A 24,090-nucleotide genomic window follows, 5' to 3' on the forward strand; every position below is an offset into this window, starting at 1 on the left:
CGTCTCTTGGCGATAGGTTATTTTTTGGTCCTTTCTACAGCTTCAACTCTTTTTTTAAGTTGTTCATTCTCCTTTTTCATTTCAATCATATAAAGCGTAAGCTCCTCTACTTTTTGTAAGAGTTTCTTATTCATCTCGCCCAAATCAATGCCGTCTTTTTCAGCTTCTTTTGCCGACGGCATTTCTGGCAAGTGTTTATTGGTTTTAATGTAAGTTTCTAGTTGTTGGAGGGTGCTAACTTTATAGCCCTCTTCAAAAACATAGTCTGGCCAGTTAGCGGTTTCTACCTTAACTTCCTTTGCACGAATGTTGCCGTTTACAGCGAGTTTTTCTTTTGGTGTAGTGGTACCAATGCCAACGTTGCCCATTACATAATGATTTCCAGTTCCTTCAATTTTTAGATTGCCGGAGGTAGTCAAATCCATATCTGGAATTGTTGGAGCTGTGAAATCTTCTATCGCCGTTCCAATAGGTGATAAATTGATTTTGATTTGATTATGGCCAGTCAAATTATCTACACGGTCTTGCAGATAACTGATTTTCACCACGTACTGACTGTAATAAAAACAATCCACATAGATCGATCTCGAATAGTTAGGATAGCCGGCAAATTCAGTTCCTAAAGATATTGGATCCCCCAAAATCACTCTTGCAAGGTGTTTAATACCTTTACTTTCTACCAATGTGACCTTTGGTGAACCACTATTGGCGCCTTGCTGAAAGCCATTTTCAATAATATATTTTTGATAATCCGTTGAATAAGACTTCTGAAAAAGTTCTACAACGATAATTCCACCATTCTGCCAGTGATGTGAATTATAGGCTAGGTTGGCCACTTCATAACGTAACGCTGAAGGGCCATTTGCCCAAATTAAATTAATTGTACTGGTTTTTAAGAGGTTTTTGTCATCGTGAAACTGAGCAAAAGCTGAGTTTATTGAGAAGTAAAGACTGAGTAAAAAGAATAATTTCTTCATTTTTCTTGCGTTTTAATTTGAATTTATTTATTTCTTAGTTTGGCGTTTATGGCATCTAATTGAGCCTGATTAGCTTCTTTTTCTTTTAAGAATTGATTTTTTAATTCCACCATTTCTTTATCCTTCTGAATTAAATAAAGCGTCAACTCCTCTACTTTTTGTAAGAGTTTCTTATTCATTTCTCCCACATCAATGCCGTTCGTTTCAGCTTCTTTTGCCGATGGAATTTCTGGCAAGTGTTTGTTGGTTTTGATGTAAGTTTCTAGTTGTTGGAGGGAGCTAACTTTATAGCCATCTTCAAAAACATAGTCTGGCCAGTTAGCGGTTTCTACCTTAACTTCCTTTGCACGAATGTTGCCGTTTACGGAGAGTTTTTCTTTTGGTGTAGTGGTACCAATGCCCACATTGCCTGTGTAATCAATGGTCATCTTTATTTCTGGTGCTCCAGTGTTTGCCGTTGCGAAATACATATTACCAGATGCATTAGTAACAGAATTTAGGGCATTGCAAACGGCTATGTAAGCTAAGCCTTGATTTTGCGCAGACCCCTTTGAAATCCAAGTCAAAGTACCCGCAGAAGAACCTTGCAAAGTAGAATTTGTACTCAATACAAGATGTGCTTGGCTATGCATTCCGCTATTCGCGTTTAAAACTTCCAAGACTTTGTTATTACCTCCATGAAAGTAAGATGATGGTGCCGATGTTCCTATGCCAGAACTGCCATTCAACTCGGTTAAAACTTTAGACCAAGGCTGTGTAGCTGAATCGTTAGTCTTCCTGAAGTACAAATTCTGATCAAAAAAACTCCCAGCAAACTGCATGGCATAGTTGTTATCGTTGTTGGTATGTCTTACATCCAACAAATGCCACCAACCCGTTGCTCCACTAGGGTAATTTACAGGACTAAATGTTTGGAAAAAGCCAGATGTTGCTCCCGCGTTGCCCATTAAACCGGCATTGTCTCTCATTCCAGTTTGACAAAATGCTAATGTTGGAAAGGTTGCAAGAAATAGTAATGCTTTAATTTTCATGTTTTGATTATTTGATTATATGAGGGTTTCTAAATTTCATTTAAATGAGTTGGTGAACTAGAATTCTATTCCTGTCATCTCTAGTTGAAGGGTGAGGTCTTTCTGCTTTTCTTCCGCTCCATTTTCAATTTTAGAGGCAAGCTTTAAACTGGAAATCTGACCTATGTTCTTTGTTTTGTGTAAAGCATCCACCGTGGCTAAGAGCTCGAAATAGCCGCCCTTTAAAGTGAACTTTTGCTTAAAAATATGGAGCTTTATGGCCGTAGTATCGGTTTCTGCTTGGGGTTCTGCACTGTAGCTTAGCTTTACCCCTTTAGCTACCGTAATGCCAGATAGAGCCTGCCAAATTTGTGTCTCCCGATCTTCTTTCTTTACCTCATAGCGCTTTAGGGCCGTTTCGTAAAATTCATTTTCCCGCAGCGTTTGCGGCAATGTACTGTCCGTATCATCTACACTTTGCTGTTCATTTTGCAACTGATTGTGTAAACGAATGCTCTCCAGGGTGTTACTGAATGAGCATGTATAAGCGATATAAACTAGCGCCAGCATAGCCAGCCACAATAGGATATTCCTTTTTTTATCGTCGAGTTTTTGTATGAGCATCAATATTCGATTCTAAGCGTAAAGCGGAAGGTCTCGCGTTCTTGATCTTCCTCATATTTCAAGAGACTAACTTTTTTGACCCATTTTTTTTCTTTGAGGATATAAATCCAATTGTTTACCGCCATTAAATTGTCTGAGGATCCCAAAATGTCGATCAAGGTAGATTTGGACTGCTTTTCAAGCTTAGTTGGATTCCCATTAAATGAAAGTTCTGTCAATGCAAGCTGTTTAGGCATACTCCTACCAATTTCGTCTGCTAGGAAACTGTAGCTGTAGCCGCCATTCCAACCTAAGGCCTTCAACACAAGCTGATTTTCAGCCGTATTCTTTTTCAAAAGCTCGGTCTGGTTACCGCTAGAGGTTATGCGGCCCACTTTTAAAGCCAGTTCGGCATTGATAGAATTGAAATGGGTAAACAATAAAAAGCTGATGAGTAAGGAAATAAAAAGCGTAGCAAGAAAATACATAGCTCTTTTTTTGATGGCATTAGTAGCTGCAAATGATGCCCTCCGATTGTTCACAGCTCCTACATCGGCCAAAATCGGTTCGACATTGTCCAGCATCATCAATTGAAAGGCAACCGCATAGGATAGTACGCTCCGCTCGTCAATACGATTTCCAGCAAGATTTATTTTTTTGAATTCAGATTGAATAGCTTGAGCGGTATCACTTTTTATCCCTCTATTGGAAATGTTTACCAAATGGCCATCAAATGCAACTTCTCCTTCCTCCTTTTCAAACTGCGTAATCACGTGGCTTATCACCATTCCACCAAGGCTAAGGGCAAGTACATTTAAACCTGCAAGCTCCAAGCTTGTCAATAAAGCGTCTATACTTTCTTTACGTGTAATACTGATGGTTAACTCTTCCGCATGCGGGTAATGCTGGGCATAAAATTCAGCGCTTTCAATTGTTGGAAAGGCCATTTTAAAAGGTTCCGCAATATCTTGCTCAACGCTTAACGTTTTATGTATAATGCCTCTGCCCGTGAGTACCAGCGCAACAGGGTAATTTCTGGGCAACTTTTCTAGCACCTGCGCCAAAGATCCCTCCGCTATTTTTCCAACCTCAATATCAACAGTATTTCCATTTCGCTTAAGCAAACAAGACCTACAGCTGTATGCATTTTCACTTAAAAAGCGAATTTCAATCCCCAATATGGTATTTAATTGATTTCCAAGCATAAAAAATCAATATAGAATGGTCGGCTTGATGAAAACCACCGTTACTACTTTGTTGTTAGACTTTTCTTTACTGCTGAATAGCCATTTCAAAATCGGAATTCGAGAAAGCAGGGGAACGCCTGAACCACTCTCACTGGTTTCCGTGCGCTCCAGCCCGCCCAAAACAATCATATCTTCATTTTTAGCCCGGATAATGGAACTGAATTTACTGGTTGATTTTGGTGGTGGCGCGTTTAGTGGCGGATTGCCAATAAAATCTGAAATGTTCACATTGATGTTCAAGGTTACTTGATCGTCGCCAGACACGACCGGACGAATGTCAATTTCTAAATTGGCATTTACCTCAGTAAATTGCTCGGTAACCACGGTTTGTGCGTTTAATGATGGAATTACATTTTGGGTTTTTTGACTGTAGTAACGCGAGCTTCCGATGCTCAAACTGGCAGAGTGCCCATTTAAGGTAGAAAGTTTTGGTACCGACCTTATCTCCACATTGCTATTGGTTTCTAAGGCGCTAAGTTTAACATAGAAATTTGGGGTTACCCTGCCCAAATTAACGGCCCCATTTCTACCAATTTTGGAGAGCAAGCTATTTATGGAATTTGCCCCAAAGGTATAATCTATGCCGGGTAAGATCGTACCTCCTGTTTTTACACTATCAGAAACACCTGCCGTTATCCCTGTCTTTACCACTTTTCCTTTTCTAACATCAACAAGGGTAACCTCAATCAATACCATCGGCACTACGCGGTCTATTTGTTTAATAAAGGCTTCAATTTCATTAATCTGCGGGGCAGATCCAGATATCAAAAGGGTATTCTGCTCTCTAAATTCTCTAATTTCTACGTTGCGTTTCCATTCTTGAGGAATCATATTTTGTACCGTATCAAGAGATCGATGTTGCAATTGAATGATTCGGTTACTTCTCAAGCCCTCCAATTTCCGTTCTCCGATGAGATAAATCCCTGCCTCCCTTTTAAATGTATAATCGGTACCCTGAAGCAAGGCCGTAAGAAAACTTTCGTAATCGATATTGTTAAGCTTGGTGGTTACATTCCCCCTGATATCGGAATAAATAAAATAGTTTGCGCCAATTTCTGTAGAGGCAGATTTAATCAAATCAAGTATCGAGCTGTTAACGGCATCAATGCTTAGCAAACGTTCTCCCTTCCCATCTTTTTTACCAGAAAGATTAAAGTTTCCACTTCCACCTGATGATTGCCCAAAATTTCGATTGCTCTTTTTAACCGCGGTTGCATTGTCGCCATTCAAATAAAGTTCCTCATCTTCAGCAAGCGCTTCAAAAAGAAAAACACCATCATTGGTTTTCTTTAGCTTTAGGTTATTGGCATAAGCCATTTTCTCTAATGCGGTTTCAAACGGTGCAGATGCAATGTAAGCAGTTACCTGTTTAGCAATTAATGCGATTGGCACCACCACATTTTTTTGAGACAATTGGCTAATTTTTTTTGCTACCTGCCCCAAACTATCGTTATTCAATTCAAAGCCCAGATAATCGTTTGCTCCAGTATAAGTTACCCGAATTTGCTTTGAAGGCATAATTTGCGGTGCTACAGGCACTTTGGTGACCGATAATATTGAACCAATAAAATTGATGTCTAAATCATTCTCTTTTGCGATGAACAAGAGTACATTGAGCGCCGTTTCATTTCTAAAGTTGTTGTACACTTTAAAACTTAGCGAAGGATCGATGTTGATGTTTAGATTGGCTGCCTGTGCTAATGCCCTCAAAAATTCTTGTGCTGAAGCTCCAGACATAGAAAGCTGAACTTTCTGATTAAGACTAGGCACTGTAACGGCTAGGTTGTGTAGCCTTTCATCAATGGCATTAATCCTGTCGTTTAAGGTGCTTGTAGTTTGCCCAGAAACGCTCATAGAAAAGCTGATGAGCAGAAAAGCTACATAAAGTAGTTTGATTATTGCTTTATTTTTTTTCATTTAAATGGATAAGAGTAGTGGGTAAATTTCTTCGAGCGCTGTTTCTCCAGTAGCAAAAAGCTCAAAGGCATTATCAGTTAACATGCTGATTTGTTTATGTTTAAGAAGCTCATTGATTGACATATTCTCGGATTTGATTTCTGTTGAGAGTTCAGCATCTATCCCAATCACTTCGTAAACTGCTTTTCTTCCGGTATAGCCTGTGTAATAACATGCTTCGCAGCCTTTTGCAGTAAAGTGGCTAGGGATTGCTCTTGGCGCTACAAATTGTCTTGGATATAGCGAGGTTTGAAATGGCTGTTCTTGCTTGCAGCGTGGGCAAAGCAAACGTACCAAACGCTGGGCTACAGAAGTGTTCAGCGTACTGGCCACCAAAAAGCTCGGAATGCCCATGTCAATTAACCGACTCACCGTTCCCCAAGCTGAATTGGTGTGGATGGTAGAAAGCACCAGGTGACCGGTAAGCGCGGCCCTAATGGCCATGTTGGCCGTTTCAGGGTCTCTAATTTCTCCCACCATAATTACATCCGGATCCTGTCTTAGAAAAGTGCGAAGTGCAGATGCAAAACCAAGCCCAATGCTCTCTTTAAGTTGAACTTGGTTTACACCCTCCAACGTGTATTCAATTGGATCTTCTATGGTGAGGATGTTTCTGGTCGATTTATTTAAAAGTTTGAGCGTTGCATATAGCGTGGTGGTTTTACCCGAGCCTGTAGGCCCGCTTATGAGAATAATTCCATTTGGGCGTTGCACCCCTTCCATATACCGTTCCATATCGGATGGGGAAAGACCTAGCGTGGTCAAATCGATATTGGTGCTGTTGCTGCTCAGCAACCTCAACACAATCTTCTCTCCATGAAGGGTTGGAAGTACGGAAACCCTGATATCGAAGGCACTGTGCTTTGCAGAGCGGTATTGAATTCGACCGTCCTGTGGAAGCCTTTTCTCTGCGATATCCAAGTTGGCCATAATCTTGATTTTGTTCACCAAAGAGAGATAATCTGCACGAGCCACGCGGTAACGTTCAATCATCATCCCATCAATTCGGATACGAACTCTAGAGTTTTCCTCAAAGGCTTCGATATGAATATCGCTACTCTTTAACCTTCTGGCTTCGTCAATTAAAGTCGCTAAGAAATCGTCTCCCGCACTTAGTGATGATATTTTCTCTTGCCCAGCCCCTCCAGATGATTCGCTTAAATAATGGGTAGAGAGTAACCTTGTAATTTCCGCTTTAGAAACTGGCTTTAAAATGATGTTCCTGTTTAAAACTACACTTAGCTCATCTTCAAGCAGCTTCGCATCCAAATCTGTGTCGCACAAAAGCTCCAATAAGCCATCTTGTAACCTTGATGGAACAATTCTGTATTGGAGTGCGGTATCCTTTGAAATCTCGTGAAAAATATTTTGTTCTTCCATCCTTATCAAAGCTTTAGATATTTAAAAAACAGATATTCTGCTGATAAATTTGCTTTACCTAATGCATATTGAATGCAAGCGAAGACGATAAAGAAAATGGCTTGATAGCCAGCCAAGGGTATTTTTGCGTCAGGCCTTTTAAAAAATATCCTCAAAAAAACAACGATGAGGATTACCAAGAAAATGCTGACGATGTAGAAAAGCAAATAGCCCCAAAAAGAAAAGTAACTGGTGATGCACAGCAGAAATAAGAGATCTCCTAAGCCAAAATAGCCATCAAAAATATTCAACCATCTTTTATTCTTGATGGAAAAATAGAGCGAAATAGCCAACATCTGAAAAATGACAAATGTCGAATTTACCAATACACTTTCCATTAGCCCATACATGCCCGTTTCGCGATATTTAATTGCAGAAAGCGCTAATAAAAGCATAGGAAAGAGCCACCAATATACTGCGCGATACTTAAAGTCTTGATAGCTGATTCCGAAAAGTGAGAGAGTCGAAATAATCCAGAAAAAAATCATCAGTCTGCGGTAATTTCCTTGAGGTTTTTATCCTGATCAATCTGCCAAACATTGTAGGTTCCATCTCCGTCAAAATCGGCTACTGCAACGGCCTTTGCGGTAAACGTATTGTTGCTAGAAGCACTCACCGTAACCTTGTAGTTTGCTTTACCGTCTTTTCCGTCTGTAGATAGTTTTTCCTGTATAAAGCCAAGTTCAGCTAAGTCGCTAGTGTATTTGGAATGCTCATAGAAATAACCTTGTTCCAACTTAGCCAAATGTTCCAGCTGAAGTTTGGCTTCAGTGGTTTTTGCCTTTGTAATGAGCGGCATTAAATTAGGTAGGGCTAAAAGCACCAATATGCCTATGATAACCAGTACAATTAATATTTCGGTTAAGGTATAGGCGTTTATCTTTCCTTTTATGTTCGCTTTCATCTTTTCTGTAGTCATTTAATTTTATCCACGGCCCAATAAGGGCACATTTGCGCGAAACTGCACAGAAAAAAAAAGAATATAGAATATGTTTGACGAACGCTCGATTTTGCTTGACAACAGCATGTTTTTGCATGACGAAATAAAATCGACCTATCAAAAAAACACGAAAATTCAGAAATATTGTACCCTTAATCAGACAGACTGCTACTGTTCAAATTAATTATTTTTGGCTATTGATGTGTGGTATTGACCAGCAAAGCATTACAATTATTCATTTCGCACACGCGACACGCATGCGCCAGCTGAGAAGTTGCGATATTCGTAGTTAATCTTAAAAGAATCCTCAAATTCTAAAGCGGGATTATCATTGCCACAAAATAACCTATAAAAAACCATAAAATACCAGAATTCGGCGAGAAATCTCAATAGATTGGGCCCCGTAAAAATATAAGAATACTCAAAAAACAAAAAGCGGATGGAGATCTTATAACCTACCCATCCGCTAATCTTTTAATAGACCATTTTTAAGTCTACTTTTTCAGTGCCCTCTGATAAGATGCGGACTTTTTGTTTTCTCCTTATCTCTCAAATATAAATGACCTTTTTGAATTGTCATAAATTTGTCATGCGGAATCAGATATACTCGGTTTGTTTCTACTAAAACGCCTTCGGTTGCCTCCTGTACACATAGCTTGCTGTGTTTGGCCAACACTTCTGCCATCCTGCTCTTAAAATCGGCGGAAAGATGTTGCACCACAATATATGAAACCCCATCCAACGGTGTATGGTCGAAAAAGGTATTGATTTCCTCCAGACCGCCGGCTGATGCACCAATGGCTATAATGTACTCAGGGTCTTTCATTTTTATGTACGGTAATGGTTATGGCAAAATCAATCGTAGAAATTGATTCATACAGCACAATTATGCTGCTTAAAAGAAGTGGTAAAGGGATAATAATTAATTAAAGGTAGGTATTAATACCCGGTATGTATTATTTATACAAGTTAACATCCTTTGCACTGATTAACAAGCCTTTACCTTTACTTCGGGCTCTAAAATTAGAATAATACCTTTTCATATTTATGCGGAATACATCATACAGCAGCGTAAAGCCGAGCAGAGATGCAGGTATTAAAAACGACCTAAAACTGATGAAGGTAAAGAGATATGCACCGGATAGTGCACCAGCCATAAAGAACAGGATGATAGAAATCCGCAACTTAATTCTGGAAATCAGTTCGCCTTGTGCGGCATAATTGTCTGTTCTGAGTTGGGCCAACTCTATACCCAAATCGGTAAAAGTTCCGGTAAGGTGTGTGGTACGGACCACTGAGCCTGAAATTACGGAAACCAATGCATTCTGCATGCCCATAGCAAAGAGCAGGGTGCCTGCAAAAAAATTGGAAGAGAAATTTAAATAAGTTATCGATGCTGAAAATGCAGAAAATAGCAGGATTAGGGTTTCGAGTACAATGGGAATGGCAAAGGAGAACCTTGCATTATGCCCAATCTTGGTTACAATTATACTGCTTGAAAATGCTCCCGCTAAAAAAAGCATCATCCAGATGGCTACAGTTCGTGCTATAGCCCAGTCTTGTCTGGCTATGCCTTCTGCAAATAAAGCAGCATGCCCGGTAACATTAGTAGTTAGGGCCGAAAAACCCAAAAACCCTGCCGCATTTACAAAACCTGCAGTAAGGCTTAGTAACACAGCCAGTTTCAGGTTGTGCGCATAAGTTCTCTTCACTCCAAAATGTCTCAGCATGGTTTAAATTTCCTTTGTAGTTTATTGGGTAAGGTGGGGCGATTCGTTATGTACCAATAGCCATTTCTTACTTCCTAAATACCAGCGCTTTACTGTATTCGTAATTCATTCGTCCGATGTGGAGTACCGATATTTGCTGTGGGCATTCTACTTCGCAGGCTTCTGTATTAGAGCAATGCCCAAAACCTTCAGCATCCATTTGTGCAACCATATTAATTACACGGTCGGCAGATTCTAATTTACCCTGTGGTAACAGCACTAAATGCGATATTTTAGCCGAAGTAAACAGTGCGGCACTTGAGTTTTTACAGGTGGCCACACATGCACCGCAACCGATGCATGCCGCAGCATCAAAGGCTGCTTCCGTTACTTCGTGGGCTATGGGAATACTGTTTGATTCGGGTGCTTGGCCTGTTGATGCGGATATGTAACCGCCAGATTGGATAATGTGATCGAAAGCGGAGCGATCTATTTTTAAATCTCTCAAAACGGGAAAAGCAGCGGCTCGGAAAGGCTCAATGTAAACCGTTTCCCCATCTTTAAAGCTCCTCATGTGTAGCTGGCAAGTGGTTGTTCCGGTTAGTGGGCCATGTGCCCGTCCATTAATCATCATGCCGCAGGCACCACAAATGCCTTCCCTACAATCGTGATCGAATTCAATAACCCGCTCCCCTTTGCCAATTAGTCGCTCATTCAATAAATCAAGCATTTCTAAAAAAGACATATGTTCAGAAATCCCATCAACTTCATAGCTAACCAAATCTCCTTTGGCTTCCCTATCTTCCTGACGCCAGACCTTTAAATATAATTTCATTTTATTGTATTTTTATTAATGTTCAATAAGCCTTTCAACTATTTATAACTTCTAACGGTGAGCTGTACAGTCTCAAAAACCAAGGGTTCTTTATGGAGTTCGGGTGCTGTGCCTTTGCCTTTCCATTCCCAAGCCGAAACGAAACAGAAATCTTGGTCGTTGCGCACGGCTTCTCCATCGGATGTTTGATATTCTTCTCTAAAATGCGCACCGCATGATTCATCCCGTTGAAGGGCATCATGACACATCAGCTCACCCAGTTCCAGAAAATCAGAAACCCGTCCCGCCTTTTCAAGCTCCGCATTGATCTGCTCATCTCCTGTAATGTTGAGATCAGTATCGAATGATTTTTTAAGTGCCTTGATTTCAATAATCGCCGCCTCTAAACTTTCTTTGGTTCTGGAAAGTCCGCATTTATCGTAAAGCAATTTGCCCAATGTTTTATGAAAGTAATCTGCTGAAAGATGCCCTTTCCGATTTAAAAACTGATTTAATTCTGCTCTAACGTTATTTTCTGCAATGGCAAAGGCAACATGCTCGGTAGTTATCTTTTCTGTTTTCAACTCTCCCGACAAATAATTCGGAATGGTGTATGGTGCAATGAAATAGCCATCTACACAGGATTGAAGCAGCGAATTGGCGCCTAATCTATTGGCTCCATGATCTGAAAAATTAGCCTCACCCAAGGCAAAAAGTCCGGGGATGGTGGTCATTAAATCATAATTAACCCAGAGGCCACCCATGGTAAAGTGTGCCGCAGGCGAAATTAGCATGGGTTCTTTATAAGCATCTACACCATTAATTTTATCATACATCCGAAACAGGTTGCCGTATTTTTCTTCAATTTTATCCCTTCCCTGTTCTTTAATCGCCTTTGAAAAATCAAGGCAAACGGCATTTTTCATTGGACCTACCCCACAACCTGCGTCTATCCTTTCCTTTGCTGCCCGCGATGATATGTCTCTTGGTGATAGATTGCCAAAGGTTGGATACCTGCGTTCGAGGTAATAATCCCTTTCTTCTTCGGGAATATCATTCGGCACTCGGTCATCTCCTGCTTTTTTGGGCACCCAAATTCGCCCATCGTTACGTAGAGATTCAGACATTAACGTGAGTTTAGATTGCGTTTCGCCAATTTGTGGCAAACAGGTTGGATGAAATTGAATCCAACTTACTCCAGACATAAACGCTCCTTTTTTGTGTGCCCTCCAAATGGCAGAACTGTTGCAACCCATTGCGAGCGTAGAAAGGTAATACACTTTTCCATAGCCACCTGTGGCCAAAACCACCGCATGGGCGGCATGTCGTTCAATTGCGCCTGTTTCCAAGTTCCGGGCAATAATGCCTCGTGCTTTTCCTTCAACCAGAACCAAATCCAGCATTTCGTGGCGTGTATAAGTTTTTACTTTACCTGCCGATACCTGTCGCATCAACGCTTGGTAGGCACCAATCATAAGCTGTTGGCCAGTTTGGCCACGAGCATAAAAAGTTCTCGATACCTGCACGCCCCCGAAAGAGCGGTTGTTTAGATAACCCCCATACTCCCTGGCAAATGGCACGCCTTGCGCAACCGCTTGATCGATAAGCGCCAATGAACATTCGGCCAAACGATAAACATTGGCTTCGCGTGAGCGGAAATCGCCGCCCTTGATGGTATCGTAGAACATTCGATATACACTATCGCCGTCATTTTTATAATTCTTTGCTGCATTTACACCGCCTTGAGCTGCTACCGAATGTGCCCTTCGGGCGGAATCTTGAAAACAAAAGGATTTTACATTGTATCCCTGTTCTGCCAGAGTTGCGGCGCAAGACGAGCCTGCAAGCCCAGTACCTACAACAATAATATCGAGCTTTTTACGATTTGCAGGGTTAATAAGTTTTGAGCTGTCTTTATAATTGCTCCATTTATCGGCAAGGTTGCCAGATGGGATTTTTGCATCTATCATAGTGCGTTTAGGTTAAAGTAAATGTAAATGGGTATTAACATAAAGCCCAGGGTAATTGCTAGCGAATACATCCATCCAAAAACCCGAACCCATTTTGAGTATTTAGGATGATAAAGCCCTAGCGTTCTGGATGCACTGAAAAATCCATGTAGTAAATGAAACCCAAGTGCAATAAAAGAGAGTTCATAAATGATGATATACCAGCCCTGCTGAAACGATTGATTTACAATGGCATACAAATCTTTATTCCCTTTTGCATCGAGCGGCAGGTAACCAAACTTATACACGTACCAATAATCTTTAAAGTGGATAACCAAAAAAATCAAGATAATGGTTCCCAATATGCCCATGTTGCGGCTATTCCACGAACTCACCTCACTGCGCTTATCGTACACATATTTCTGTCCGCTAGCGGCTGCATTTTTATTGGTGATGATGAGCGCATAAATGGCATGTCCAATCAGTGAAAGATAGAGCACATAAGAGATTATATTGATCAGTATATTTCCCGACAGGAGATGCGAATACCAATTAAATTGCTCCCTTGCTTCTGATGCAGGCAACAAAAGTTGCAGGTTTCCCAACAGGTGTATGACCAGGAAAAAGCAGAGGAAAAGTCCTGTGGCGGCCATCACCAATTTATAGGTTAAGGTGGTTTGTTTCATCTATATTTTTATATTTTAGGTGTTGGATAGCTTTTTTTAAGTCGAAATAATTGCAAATTACGTCAGTCTTTTATCGCAGTTAAGCCAAATGTGTGGTTTACCAAAGACCGATAATTTTCCACCATGCACCTCCAACCAGAAACCAAACGAGTAGAAACAGCACACTCATAAAGAAACCCTGTTTCCACCAATCTTTTAAATCTACATAGGTGCTTCCGAAAAATATTGGTGCCGGACCATGTCCGTAATGTGTTAACGAACCCATTAATGAAGCACAAGCGCCCAGAAATATGGCCAACATGGTTCCTGGTACGCCAACTGCAATACCCACTGCCAAAAACACGGAATACATGGCGGCAACCTGAGCGGTGGCACTGGCAAACATGTAATGGCAATAAGAATACACCAATATGATGACTGGAAAGGCCAATTGCCAGCTTAAATGGGTCATTTGTCCGCCCACTAAGTGGCCAAACCATCCAATAAAGCCCAAAGAATTTAAGAAAGAGCCCATCATTACCAGAGATGAAAACCATACTATGGTATCCCACGCGCCTTTTTCTGATTTAACATCCTCCCAGGTGAGTACGCCACATAACAGCAAGATACACAGGCCGATTAATGCACCTGTTGTAGCATCTATTGAAAACAGGTTTCCGAAAATCCAAAGCACAAGCAAAATAAAAAATGTAGCAACCATTAACCATTCCTTAATGGTTATTGGACCCATTTCCTTTAATTGTTTAGCCGCAATAGCTGGAGCTTCTTTGGTTTCTTTAAGTTCTGGCGGAAAAACCTTATACAGAAATATAGGAACCAGCAGGAAGCACACTAAACCGGGTACCAGTGCAGCGATTGCCCAGCTTCCCCAAGTGATGGTTACGCCAAGATCTTTCGCAAATTTCTGTGCCATGGGGTTACTTGCCGTTGCGGTTAAGAACATAACCGAGGTAATCATATTTGCATTGTAACTGCTCAGAGTGAGAAACGCACCTATTTTTCGGTGGGTTTCCGCTTTCTCTGGGATAGAGCCCATATTTACAGCAATAGATTTCATAATCGGAAAAATAACCCCGCCTGCTCTGGCCGTATTGCTTGGAATTGCAGGAGCTAAAATTAGGTCGGCTGTATTTAATCCATAAGCCAAACCGAGTGGGCTTTTACCGAAGATTTTGATGAAACTGTATGCAATCCTCGTTCCGAGGCCAGTTTTGATAAATCCACGAGCGATAAAAAAGGCCAAACCAATTAACCATATTGTAGAGTTGCCAAAACCGCTTAAAGCGTTTAGAATGGATTTAGTAGGGTCGCCAGGGGCCAACACCTGCGTTGCCGCGCATAAGGTAATTCCGATAATGGCCATGGTACCCATAGTTGCCGCTTTGGAAATGATGCCCACAATTGTGGCTACAAAAATTGCGAGCAAATGCCAAGCATTGGGTTTCACCCCATCAGGTACAGGTATAAACCAGATAACCACACCAACCACAAGGGTGATGATGAGCGATGTAAAATTGATCTCTTTCATAATATTATTTTAAAAGCGTATTTGTAATTGAACATAGCCTAAGCTGTGGTTGTATGTGGTGCTTAAGGGCACTTCGTTTTTGAACCGATCTATCGCTACACCAAATTGAACGGCGGCATAAAAATCATCGGCAAAAATGAGAGATACGTTAGGAATTAGCGTTTGGCGTGGATTGCTCGCCAGCTTGTAGTTTTCATCAAAATATTCATATCTGCAAGAAAATTCTACCGCCCTTAGCCTACGGCTTTCGTGGTTGTAGCGCAGTGTCGGAAAGAAATAAAATCCCTGCATTTGGTATTCGCTTAAATCAGGGCGAAGCACCTGCTTATCGGCATTATAAGCCAAAAAGTTCGCGCCTGTTTTAAATTCGGCCATTAAAAGCAAATCGAATTTTTTGGACAATGGAATTTTAGCGGTAGCATCAACGCCATAAGCTTTTCCGATGCTGCTAGAAGCGATACTCCCCGAACCTGCGTTAACAACTATGGTACAGCCCTTTAGGAAGTCGGCTTCTAATCTTCCATACAGATTTTTGGTATTGTTGTCATCAGAAGACTGATTTTTGTTGTTGCCATTGTAAGCGCCCACGAAATAGCGGACTTTACCTCCGGGGATAACATTTCCCAAAAGGGAAATTCCGGTTTGAAAACTCTGCCAGCCGTTTTTCCCAAAGGCATAGTATTGATTGGAAAAATCTAATGTGCGGATAATGTCAACAGCCACTGCATCTTCTATCCCAAAAAACGGACGAAATTGACCTGCCTGAATGTGAAAATATTCATTGAGCGAGTATTTGATGTAGGCATTCTCCAGTACCTTATTGCTTGGGTCGCTGTTAAACTCAGCTAAATTGGCCAAAATATTGGCGGAAAAGTGATCGTTAATATCGCCTTTTACCATTACTCTAGCTCGTTTTACCAGAAAGGTGTTGGATATGGCTTTTGATGTGGCAGGATCGAAATGCTTTCCATTGATATCAACATTTTTATCTAAAGCAAGTACATAACGCGTTTGCAGAACCCCCGCAAAGCTTAATTTTCTTTTGTAGGCAGAATAGTTTTTGAGCGTATCAGTCAATCTGGTTCGGTCTTTTTGCTGCGCTTGGGCAGCAAGCGGACAAACCAGAAAGATGAACATGATGCATGGGTAGAGGTGTTTCACGATAGAGATTTCTTAAATTTTGAGATTATGATGGATTTTTTTTACGCCCCAATTGTTAAAATGGGCAGGTATTTTTTAGGTAGTAGCGTAAAGGTGCGAAAGCCAAGCTTAACCAGCCATGATCGTAATCAAGAGATGATGTGATGTGCATCAGCGGAAGCCCATTTACCAATAGCTTCAACTTGGGCAGAGCATTTTAAGCAATGTGTAGGGGTTGTGATTCAGCTTTAAAAATCAACATTGGAAAATCTAAATCTTTCGTTAGCTTTTCCGTATGGCTGCCTTTTAAAAGGTTTTTGAAAAAACTCTTCTCGCGATGAACCATCACCAGCAAATCCATGGGTGCTTTCGCCATAAGTTTGTTGAGTCCATCTACTGCATTTTGCTCATTTATTCGAATGAAATGAATGCCGGGATAGCCAAGCTCACTGCTAAAATCCAGAATCATCGCTTTCGTTTTCTGAGAAATATCATCGGCAATACTTGCTGGGGTAGAAATGTGTGCAATAAAAACCTCTGCTTTAAATGCGCTGGCCAAGGGAATGATCTGTTTCAGAAAAGCGCTATCTCCATGCGGATCGCTGAGATCGGAAGCAAAATAAATATTTTTAAAGGGTGCAATTTTAACTTTCGAGGGAACGAGTAAAAGAGGTACATCAACCGCCTCAATCATGGTGCGAACATGATTTCCGACGATAAAGCTTCCAAATCCTTCAGCATGTGTACCCATAACAACTAAATCTGCCAGGTCATCTGCTAGAAGTCCATTTACCACATCTTGAAGGTAGCCAGACTGCTTTACGATACCGATTTGTGGTTTTTTATCGTGAGATTCATCAATCTTTTTCAAATGCTCTTTTAATTTTTCGAGTTCGCTGCTGCTGGCTTCTTCCAATACGGATGATTCTTCCATTGGCCAAACTACCAAGCCCGCCTGTGGCATCTCTGCGGGGACGATAACGGCATTGCAGAGAATGAGATTGGCACCTATTTTTTTGGCAACTGAATAGGCATATTCTGCCGCATGTTTAGCGTGCAAGGAGAAATCGGTGAGCACCAATAAGTTTTCCATTGATTTAGATTTATAAGGATGTTTAGCAATGTTTCGTTCTACAGCTAGTAAAATTGAAGAATTTGGGCGCCATTTGGGGTGATAAAGGTCACCTTTGCAAATGTTCGTCATCAGTAATGAGGCAGTATCATCTTATTTACGTTTGAGGTCGCCAAATAATATTTTGCAAGAAAAAGCCCATTTCTCTTTAAATTCAAATCTGCGTGTGAATTTTGTATTGCCACTTTTGTGTCCTTTTGTGTCTTATATGGTTCAAAAAATTTGTCGCCCACACCTACTTTTCGTTTATGTTGCAGGCGCTTTAGTTGTTAAAAGGTATTGCTACCCTAAAGCAACGTTGTCTGCATCTAGACACACCAACAAACAGTTTAAAAAACATCAAGACGCAGGTTTCTAAATCAATATTTGGAAAGCAAAACCTGTATTTCATTTTAATGTTCGTCCTGCTCTCCGCTTTACTTCGTGCCCGCTCCGATCAGGTTTATTTACAGAGGGTTGTGCAAAAACATATTAAGGCGCCAAACGGGGCGTATGAGATTAATTTTGGGAGATTGTGTCAGGCATCGGCGAGGCTGTATCATCTTTCAATTTACGTTTGAGGTAGCCAAATAATATTTCACAACAAAAAGCCAATTGATTTTGAATTCAAATTCGCGTGTGAATTTTGTATCGCTACTGTTGTGCCCTTTTGTGTCTTATATAGCTCAAAAAAATTTTGTCTGCCTCACCTGCTTTTGGTTTATTAGCGGATAATTGTGTGTACCTTGTACAGGTTAGTAAAAAAAGGAAAATAACACGCTGCTAGATAGTTAGTTACGTATTTGAGAATCATCCCTCCTGTCCTTCACATAGCCTAAACAGTTAAATTATTTATCTGTTAATAAATTTATTTATGGAAAACACCGTATTGCTTAAAGCGATCATTGATAATGCAATAGACGGTCTAATTACCATAGATGATCATGGGATTATTGAATCCATTAACCCCTCCGCTTGTAAACTTTTTAATTATGGTGCCGAAGAAGTGGTTGGAAATAACATCTCGATGTTAATGCCTCAGCCCGACCGGGCAAGGCATGATGGTTATCTTTTCCAATATAAAAAAACTGGAACAGCGAGCATCATCGGAATTGGAAGGGAATTGGTGGGTTTGAAAAAAAACGGCAGTCAATTTCCTTTTAGGCTGGGTGTAAGTGAGGTTAAATATTCTGGGCGAATTATTTATGCGGGTTTCATACACGATTTAACGCGTGAAAAGGAGGCCGAGAGTAAGCTTCAGGATTATGCGGCTTTGCTTGAAGAACAGGTAGAGGAACGCACCTATTCGTTAAAATCTAGTGTAAAAGTGCTCCAAAAAACCCAAGATGAACTGAATCTGTCCTTAAATAAGGAAAAAGAACTCGGACAGCTTAAAAGTAGATTTGTTTCTATTGCCTCGCACGAATTTCGCACGCCTTTAAGCATGGTACAACTATCGGCATCGCTTATTGATCGATATGCCGAAAACCAAGACAGGGTAAGTATTGGAAAGCACGTAGTTAAAATTAAAGATGCTGTGATGAACATTACGGCTATTCTAAACGACTTTCTTTCACTTGAAAAGCTAGATTCGGGGATGGTTAAACCCAAACTGAGTTATTTTAACCTTGCAGAAATGGCTGAGGAGATTAGTGGAGAAATGCAAATTACCTTGAAAGGCAATCAGAAAATTATTTTTAAGCACAGGGGACCCGAAGAAATGATCCACTTGGATCAGAACCTCCTGAAAAATTGCATCATTATTCTTATCGACAACGCCATCAAATATTCGGGTGAGCACAGTGAAATTCAATTCTATACCAAAATAGACAAAAAGAACTGTACCATCAGAATTTGCGACAATGGCATCGGCATTCCCGATACCGACCACAAACACCTATTTGAAGCATTTTTTAGAGCAAACAACACCGGCAAAATTTCTGGAAATGGCCTTGGATTGAGCATTTTATCTCGATATACAGGCTTAATGAACGGAACCGTGAGCTTTAAAAGCAGGATTGATCGGGGAACCTTATTTACGCTCACTTTTCCAAAAACGTAATCACCATGAACAAAAGCGTACTGATTATTGAAGACCATGATGCCATTCGTGCAAATGTGGTGGAAATTCTAGAAATGGCTTGTTACAACGTATTTCAGGCCGAAAATGGAAAAATAGGCGTGGATATGGCTCTAAAAAATATCCCCGATATTATTTTATGCGACATTATGATGCCTGAGCTCGACGGCTACGGGGTGCTCTACATGCTGAATAAACATGTGGAAACTTCGGGCATTCCTTTTATTTTTTTAACAGCAAAAGCTGAACATGCCGACCTACGGAAGGGAATGGAACTGGGGGCTGATGATTATTTGATAAAACCTTTTGATGATATGGAGCTGTTGAATGCCATTGATATTCGCTTGAGAAAAAAGGCGGTGGCAGAACAAAAGCATAAAAGCAATTCTGACGATTTTAAAACTCTTGTGGCTAAAACAGATGGTTTGGCAGCGTTTAATAAAATTATTGAGGGCAAAAAGAGCAGGGAGTTTAAAAAAAATCAGGTTATCTACTATGAAGATGACCATGGCAAAGGGCTATACCTCATTACGCAAGGCAAAGTTAAAACCATTAAGCTGGCACAGGACGGACGTGAATTGATGACAGGTATGTACGGTGAAGGGGATTACATCGGGATAAACGCTGTACTTAGTGGTAGCACTTATGGCGACACCGCTACGACTATTGAAGATAGCTTGCTTTGCCTAATTCCTACCGAACAAATGGAAAGTGTTTTTAGCCTTTACCCCGAAGTAGCTAGAAATTTTATCCACCTCCTATCCAGAGATAACCGTGAAAAAGAAGAACAATTGCTGCAATTGGCTTATCATTCTGTAAGGAAGAAAATGGCTATTACTTTGGTTAAGTTGTATGAAAAAAATTTAAGCAATGATTCTTTTACCATTACCAGAGAAGATTTAGCGGCGATGGCTTGCATGGCTACCGAAACGGTTAGCCGTACCCTTTCTGATTTTAAAGACGAAAAACTGATCGACCGATCTGGAAGCCGGATTACGCTGCTTGATCTTACTGGCCTTATAAAAATGAAAAATTAAGTTTTTTAAAGCTTGACGAGCCCTCAATCTTGTTGATTTAAATTATTCTGGTGATTAGATTTTGCGTTTAGCAAGCATGTTATAATTCCAGCACTTCGGATTAATTCGCATTAAATAAAATTTTCTCTACCACACTTAGCACCCTTAGAATTACGTAGGCTTTAGATTTTTTAAGCAACCTGAAATGGAGATGTTGATCGGTTATTAGAAAATCAAGACTTACAACCGCTTCATGCAAGCTCTATTCTTACAAAATAAATTCTAATACTCCAAAACAACCATAAAGCGATGAGTACTCATCTGCTCAAGAAAATGGATATGATACACTGTAATGGGCAATTTCATGCCTATATTTTTTGGAGGTAAAATAAATAGAGGTGCTCTTATAAAAAGAAGGTTTTTACATAAATACATCGATTTACAATTACCACTCGATTTGTTCTTTTTTTCTTTAAATTTTACAGTAAAATTCATCATTTATGGAAATAATTTTGTTTTTCTAAAAAAATTTGCATTATTTGAAAAAAACAAAATCACATATATGAGTTTGCTGTCAAACAATCTTGATTTCGAAATATTAAAAAAATTGCAAGTCGATGGAAGAATTTCTTTTACCGATTTAGCCAAAGAACTCGATGTTTCAGTAAGCACAATACGAACTCGATATAACAATCTTGTTCAAGACGGCATTGTGAAGGTTTATGGGAGAATTAACCCCGAAAAAATGGAGCTTACTTCCTATGCCCGCATTTTATTATCTGTTAGACCAAAAACCCAAATTGATAATGTAATAGAAAAGCTAATGGCAATGCCAGAAATTAGCTTTCTAGCATCCGTTTCTGGCGAATTCGATATTGAAGTAAACACGATGTGTAAAGATAATAACCATTTACAAGAGCTTTTACACGAGAAAATCAATCATATAGATGGGGTTTACAACACCTTAACAAACTTCTATTTAAAAATCCACAAATTTTCTCCACCCGATTTAGATTATATTAAAAGTTGTATAGATAAAGATGACAAAAACGGATAAACTTTACGAAAGACGAAAAAATAGCGTACCAAATGCACTTGGAATTTTTAATCCTTCTAGTATTGTAGCGGCTAAAGGAGCAATAATTACCGATGCCGATGGAAGAGAACTTATAGATTTTGCTGGCGGAATTGGCGTAAATAACGCGGGCCATGGCGTACCAGAAATTATTGAAGCCATTCAAAAACAAGCTGAAAAATTTATTCACGCATCTTTTAACGTATCTATTTATGAAGAATATCTGGATTTAACTGAAAAACTTTGCGAATTACTTCCTCACGGCGGGCCAACAAAAGCAATGCTTACGCTTTCTGGGGCAGAATCTATAGAAAACGCCATAAAAATAGCCCGAGCAGTTACAGGCAAATCGGGCATTATTTGTTACGATGGTTCTTTTCATGGTAGAACTATGATGGCAATGACCTTAACTTCAAATGTAAAATATAAAGAAGGTGCCGGACCATATGCTCCTGAAGTATATCGCTTAGAATATCCTTACTACAAAGCGAGTATGGCTAATCGAATGACTCAAGATGAGTTTGACGATCTAATGATTATGAAATTGCACAAAACGTTTTCTTCAAACGTTTCGGTTTCTCAAACAGCGGCAATTATTTTAGAATTGGTGCAAGGCGAAGGAGGCTTTACTGTTGCATCAAAAAAATATGTGCAGTATTTAAGAAAATTTTGTACCGAAAACAATATCCTTTTAATTTTTGATGAAGTTCAGTCTGGTTTTGGTCGCACAGGCAAATGGGCTGCGTATGAGCACTATGAAGTTACGCCCGATTTATCTACATGGGCAAAATCTATGGGAGGTGGTATGCCAATCGGGGCGGTAATGGGCAAGCAAGAAATAATGGATGCCATTAAACCAGGCTTAATTGGCGGTACATATTTAGGTAACCCGCTTTGTGCAGTAGCATCATTAGCCAGTATAAATTTCATGCAAAAAAATAACATAAATGCAGCCGGCGAAAAAGTGGGAAAAACAGTAAAAGCGCATTTTGTTAAATGGCAAAGCACCTTTCCGAATCATATTACTGATGTCAGAGGCCTGGGTGCCATGCTTGCCATTGAGTTTTCAAATCCAAAAACCAAATTGCCCGATGGAGAAATAACAAAGAAAATTGTAAACAGGTGTTTGGAAAAAGGATTGATCGTTATTACATCTGGCACGTATGGTAACTGTATAAGAATTTTAAGCCCTTTATTTATTGAAGATGCCATACTCGAAAAAGGTTTATCAATACTTCAATCGGTAATAGAAGAAGAAATTCAAAAAGCTTCATAAGGTTTTCTAACAGATGTTCATTTTGAAATAGCAGTTTAAATGAAAAAACAGTACATAAACGGAAATTGGGTAGAAGGTATTGATGGCAATGTATGGGATTTGCAAAGCCCATCTACCGAAGAAATTTTAGCCAAAGTACCCTTCGGAAATGATAAAGATTGCAAACTAGCCATAGATGCTGCTTATGAAGCCTTTCCAACCTGGAAAAAAACTACGCCTTATTTTAGAGCCGAAATTTTAAAGAAAGCAGCAAATTTCATTAGAGAAAATGTTGAAAATTTTGCCATCGAAACCGCAAAAGAAACAGGCAAACCAATGCTCGAAGCGCGTGGCGAATGGCTTGTTTCTGCAAATTTATTCGAATGGTATGCCGAAGAAGGAAAACGAAACTATGGTCGCATTATCCCAACTAATCGTGCAGACAAGCGTTCATCTGTAATTTATCAGCCTGTTGGTGTGGTAGGTGTAATTACCGCATGGAATTTTCCGGCCTACAATCCCGCTCGTGCCGTTGCAGCCGCATTAGCTGCAGGCTGCACAGTAGTAATGCGAGGTTCGGAGTTTACCGCTTTTTCAAGTTTTAATATGGCCTTGGCATTGCATCAAGCAGGTATTCCTAATGGGGTTTATAATCTAATCAATTCCGAACCAATTTCTTCGGGCGCGGAGATGATCCAAAATCCGAAACTACATAAAATTAGTTTTACCGGAAGCACACGTGTTGGAAAAATTCTGATGGATGGTGCCTCAAAAACAGCAACAAAATTATCATTAGAACTTGGCGGCAATGCCCCGGTTATTATTGAAAACGATGTAGATGTTGCAACTGTAGCAAAACAAGCCGTAGTAGCAAAACTACGAAACTGCGGGCAGGTTTGTGTGGCACCACAGCGCTTTTATGTGCATACCAGTATTTTTAATGAATTTATTGCTGTAGTTAAAGAACAATTGGCTCAAATACAATTGGGTGTAAATGGTAATGCGGTTGATTTTATGGGGCCATTAATCAACAAAACTCAACAACTAAACACGCTATCTATCATAAACAAGGCTAAAGAGCAAGGGGCAACTTTGCACTATGGTGGACAAACACTCGAAAAAGGTTTTTTTGTGCAACCAACATTAATCGAAGCCAAACAAGAACAGGAGTTTATACAAACCGAATTTTTCGGACCAATTTTTTTAGCAATTCCCTTTGATACACAAGAACAAGTATTGCAATGGGCAAACCAAACCGAATATGGCTTGGCAGCTTATGTGTTTACAAACCACATTGCAAAAGCAAACTTTTATGCCGAAAACCTCGAATTTGGAATGATAGGCATTAACGAATGGGCACCTCATGGAACCGAACTTCCTTTTTCTGGCTGGAAACACAGCGGTATAGGGCATGAGTCTGGTAGCGAGGGCCTGAAAGAATATCTCGAACTAAAACTGATCAGCTATGGTGGCTTTTAATTTAATCATTTAATTTTTCAAATATTGCCTATGAGTTAGTATTAAAACAAAATCTTGAGTCATTCCCTACAGGTAGGCTGTCAGTGATCACTTTTT

21 protein-coding genes are annotated in these 24,090 nt (G+C 40.0%); 6 read left to right on the forward strand and 15 right to left on the reverse strand.

Annotated elements, in window-relative coordinates:
- Nucleotides 1-17: 17 nt before the first annotated feature.
- Genes DHW03_RS05665 through DHW03_RS05690 form a run of 6 tightly spaced genes read right to left on the reverse strand, consistent with a single transcriptional unit; the run spans nucleotide 18 to nucleotide 7,173 of the window.
- On the reverse strand, nucleotides 18-977 hold the full coding sequence (locus DHW03_RS05665) for a hypothetical protein (RefSeq protein WP_109924732.1): 960 nt from the start codon (nucleotides 975-977) through the stop codon (nucleotides 18-20).
- A 23-nt stretch (nucleotides 978-1,000) separates the two neighbouring features.
- On the reverse strand, nucleotides 1,001-2,008 hold the full coding sequence (locus DHW03_RS05670; RefSeq protein WP_205940963.1) for a hypothetical protein: 1,008 nt from the start codon (nucleotides 2,006-2,008) through the stop codon (nucleotides 1,001-1,003).
- 57 nt (nucleotides 2,009-2,065) lie between these two features.
- Nucleotides 2,066-2,611, reverse strand: a complete 546-nt coding sequence (locus tag DHW03_RS05675) for a hypothetical protein (RefSeq protein WP_109924733.1) — start codon at nucleotides 2,609-2,611, stop codon at nucleotides 2,066-2,068.
- Nucleotides 2,611-3,795, reverse strand: coding sequence for a PilN domain-containing protein (locus tag DHW03_RS05680; protein WP_109924734.1), 1,185 nt, complete (start codon nucleotides 3,793-3,795; stop codon nucleotides 2,611-2,613). The genes DHW03_RS05675 and DHW03_RS05680 overlap by 1 nt, the downstream gene beginning before the upstream one ends.
- Before the next feature lie 6 nt (nucleotides 3,796-3,801).
- Nucleotides 3,802-5,754, reverse strand: coding sequence for a type II secretion system protein GspD (locus DHW03_RS05685; RefSeq protein WP_240618474.1), 1,953 nt, complete (start codon nucleotides 5,752-5,754; stop codon nucleotides 3,802-3,804).
- A complete protein-coding gene (locus DHW03_RS05690) occupies nucleotides 5,755-7,173 on the reverse strand; it encodes a GspE/PulE family protein (RefSeq protein WP_109924735.1) in 1,419 nt (472 codons plus the stop codon).
- Nucleotides 7,174-7,241: 68 nt separating this feature from the next.
- On the opposite strand from DHW03_RS05690, the gene DHW03_RS19180 reads away from it, so the two are divergent.
- Entirely contained in the window at nucleotides 7,242-7,424 is a 183-nt protein-coding gene (locus DHW03_RS19180; RefSeq protein WP_133248504.1) for a hypothetical protein, read from the forward strand.
- Nucleotides 7,425-7,699: 275 nt separating this feature from the next.
- Here DHW03_RS19180 and DHW03_RS05700 read toward each other — a convergent pair whose 3' ends face one another.
- The 9 genes from DHW03_RS05700 to DHW03_RS05740 all read right to left on the reverse strand — a co-directional run bounded on the left by DHW03_RS05700 (nucleotide 7,700) and on the right by DHW03_RS05740 (nucleotide 17,071).
- Nucleotides 7,700-8,131 (reverse strand): type IV pilin protein, encoded by a 432-nt coding sequence (locus tag DHW03_RS05700; RefSeq protein WP_240618475.1) that lies wholly within the window; start codon nucleotides 8,129-8,131, stop codon nucleotides 7,700-7,702.
- 523 nt (nucleotides 8,132-8,654) lie between these two features.
- Nucleotides 8,655-8,978 (reverse strand): chemotaxis protein CheB, encoded by a 324-nt coding sequence (locus DHW03_RS05705; RefSeq protein WP_109924737.1) that lies wholly within the window; start codon nucleotides 8,976-8,978, stop codon nucleotides 8,655-8,657.
- 130 nt (nucleotides 8,979-9,108) lie between these two features.
- Complete coding sequence (locus tag DHW03_RS05710; protein WP_109924738.1) at nucleotides 9,109-9,882, reverse strand: YoaK family protein; 774 nt, start codon at nucleotides 9,880-9,882, stop codon at nucleotides 9,109-9,111.
- Between the two features lie 67 nt (nucleotides 9,883-9,949).
- Complete coding sequence (locus DHW03_RS05715) at nucleotides 9,950-10,696, reverse strand: succinate dehydrogenase/fumarate reductase iron-sulfur subunit (protein WP_109924739.1); 747 nt, start codon at nucleotides 10,694-10,696, stop codon at nucleotides 9,950-9,952.
- A 38-nt stretch (nucleotides 10,697-10,734) separates the two neighbouring features.
- On the reverse strand, nucleotides 10,735-12,645 hold the full coding sequence (locus DHW03_RS05720; RefSeq protein ID WP_109924740.1) for a fumarate reductase/succinate dehydrogenase flavoprotein subunit: 1,911 nt from the start codon (nucleotides 12,643-12,645) through the stop codon (nucleotides 10,735-10,737).
- Complete coding sequence (locus DHW03_RS05725; protein WP_109924741.1) at nucleotides 12,642-13,310, reverse strand: succinate dehydrogenase cytochrome b subunit; 669 nt, start codon at nucleotides 13,308-13,310, stop codon at nucleotides 12,642-12,644. Before DHW03_RS05725 ends, DHW03_RS05720 begins: the two co-directional genes overlap by 4 nt.
- Nucleotides 13,311-13,407: 97 nt before the next feature.
- Nucleotides 13,408-14,838 (reverse strand): anion permease, encoded by a 1,431-nt coding sequence (locus DHW03_RS05730; protein WP_109924742.1) that lies wholly within the window; start codon nucleotides 14,836-14,838, stop codon nucleotides 13,408-13,410.
- A gap of 9 nt (nucleotides 14,839-14,847) precedes the next feature.
- On the reverse strand, nucleotides 14,848-15,975 hold the full coding sequence (locus tag DHW03_RS05735) for a porin (RefSeq protein ID WP_109924743.1): 1,128 nt from the start codon (nucleotides 15,973-15,975) through the stop codon (nucleotides 14,848-14,850).
- A gap of 220 nt (nucleotides 15,976-16,195) precedes the next feature.
- The gene (locus DHW03_RS05740; protein ID WP_165825364.1) at nucleotides 16,196-17,071 is read right to left on the reverse strand and encodes a universal stress protein; all 876 of its coding nucleotides are present in this window, start codon (nucleotides 17,069-17,071) and stop codon (nucleotides 16,196-16,198) included.
- Nucleotides 17,072-17,963: 892 nt separating this feature from the next.
- Here DHW03_RS05740 and DHW03_RS05745 point away from each other — a divergent pair.
- The 5 genes from DHW03_RS05745 to DHW03_RS05765 all read left to right on the forward strand — a co-directional run bounded on the left by DHW03_RS05745 (nucleotide 17,964) and on the right by DHW03_RS05765 (nucleotide 23,994).
- Complete coding sequence (locus DHW03_RS05745) at nucleotides 17,964-19,151, forward strand: PAS domain-containing sensor histidine kinase (protein ID WP_109924745.1); 1,188 nt, start codon at nucleotides 17,964-17,966, stop codon at nucleotides 19,149-19,151.
- A gap of 5 nt (nucleotides 19,152-19,156) precedes the next feature.
- Entirely contained in the window at nucleotides 19,157-20,206 is a 1,050-nt protein-coding gene (locus DHW03_RS05750; protein ID WP_109924746.1) for a response regulator, read from the forward strand.
- A 541-nt stretch (nucleotides 20,207-20,747) separates the two neighbouring features.
- A complete protein-coding gene (locus tag DHW03_RS05755) occupies nucleotides 20,748-21,242 on the forward strand; it encodes an Lrp/AsnC family transcriptional regulator (protein WP_165825365.1) in 495 nt (164 codons plus the stop codon).
- Nucleotides 21,226-22,536 carry an aspartate aminotransferase family protein gene (locus DHW03_RS05760; RefSeq protein WP_109924748.1) on the forward strand — a complete coding sequence of 437 codons (1,311 nt, stop codon included), beginning with the start codon at nucleotides 21,226-21,228 and terminating at the stop codon, nucleotides 22,534-22,536. Before DHW03_RS05755 ends, DHW03_RS05760 begins: the two co-directional genes overlap by 17 nt.
- A gap of 39 nt (nucleotides 22,537-22,575) precedes the next feature.
- On the forward strand, nucleotides 22,576-23,994 hold the full coding sequence (locus tag DHW03_RS05765) for an aldehyde dehydrogenase family protein (protein ID WP_109924749.1): 1,419 nt from the start codon (nucleotides 22,576-22,578) through the stop codon (nucleotides 23,992-23,994).
- Nucleotides 23,995-24,090: the final 96 nt, after the last annotated feature.

Source organism: Pedobacter yonginensis (genome assembly GCF_003173595.1).
Classification (GTDB): Bacteria; Bacteroidota; Bacteroidia; order Sphingobacteriales; family Sphingobacteriaceae; genus Pedobacter; species Pedobacter yonginense.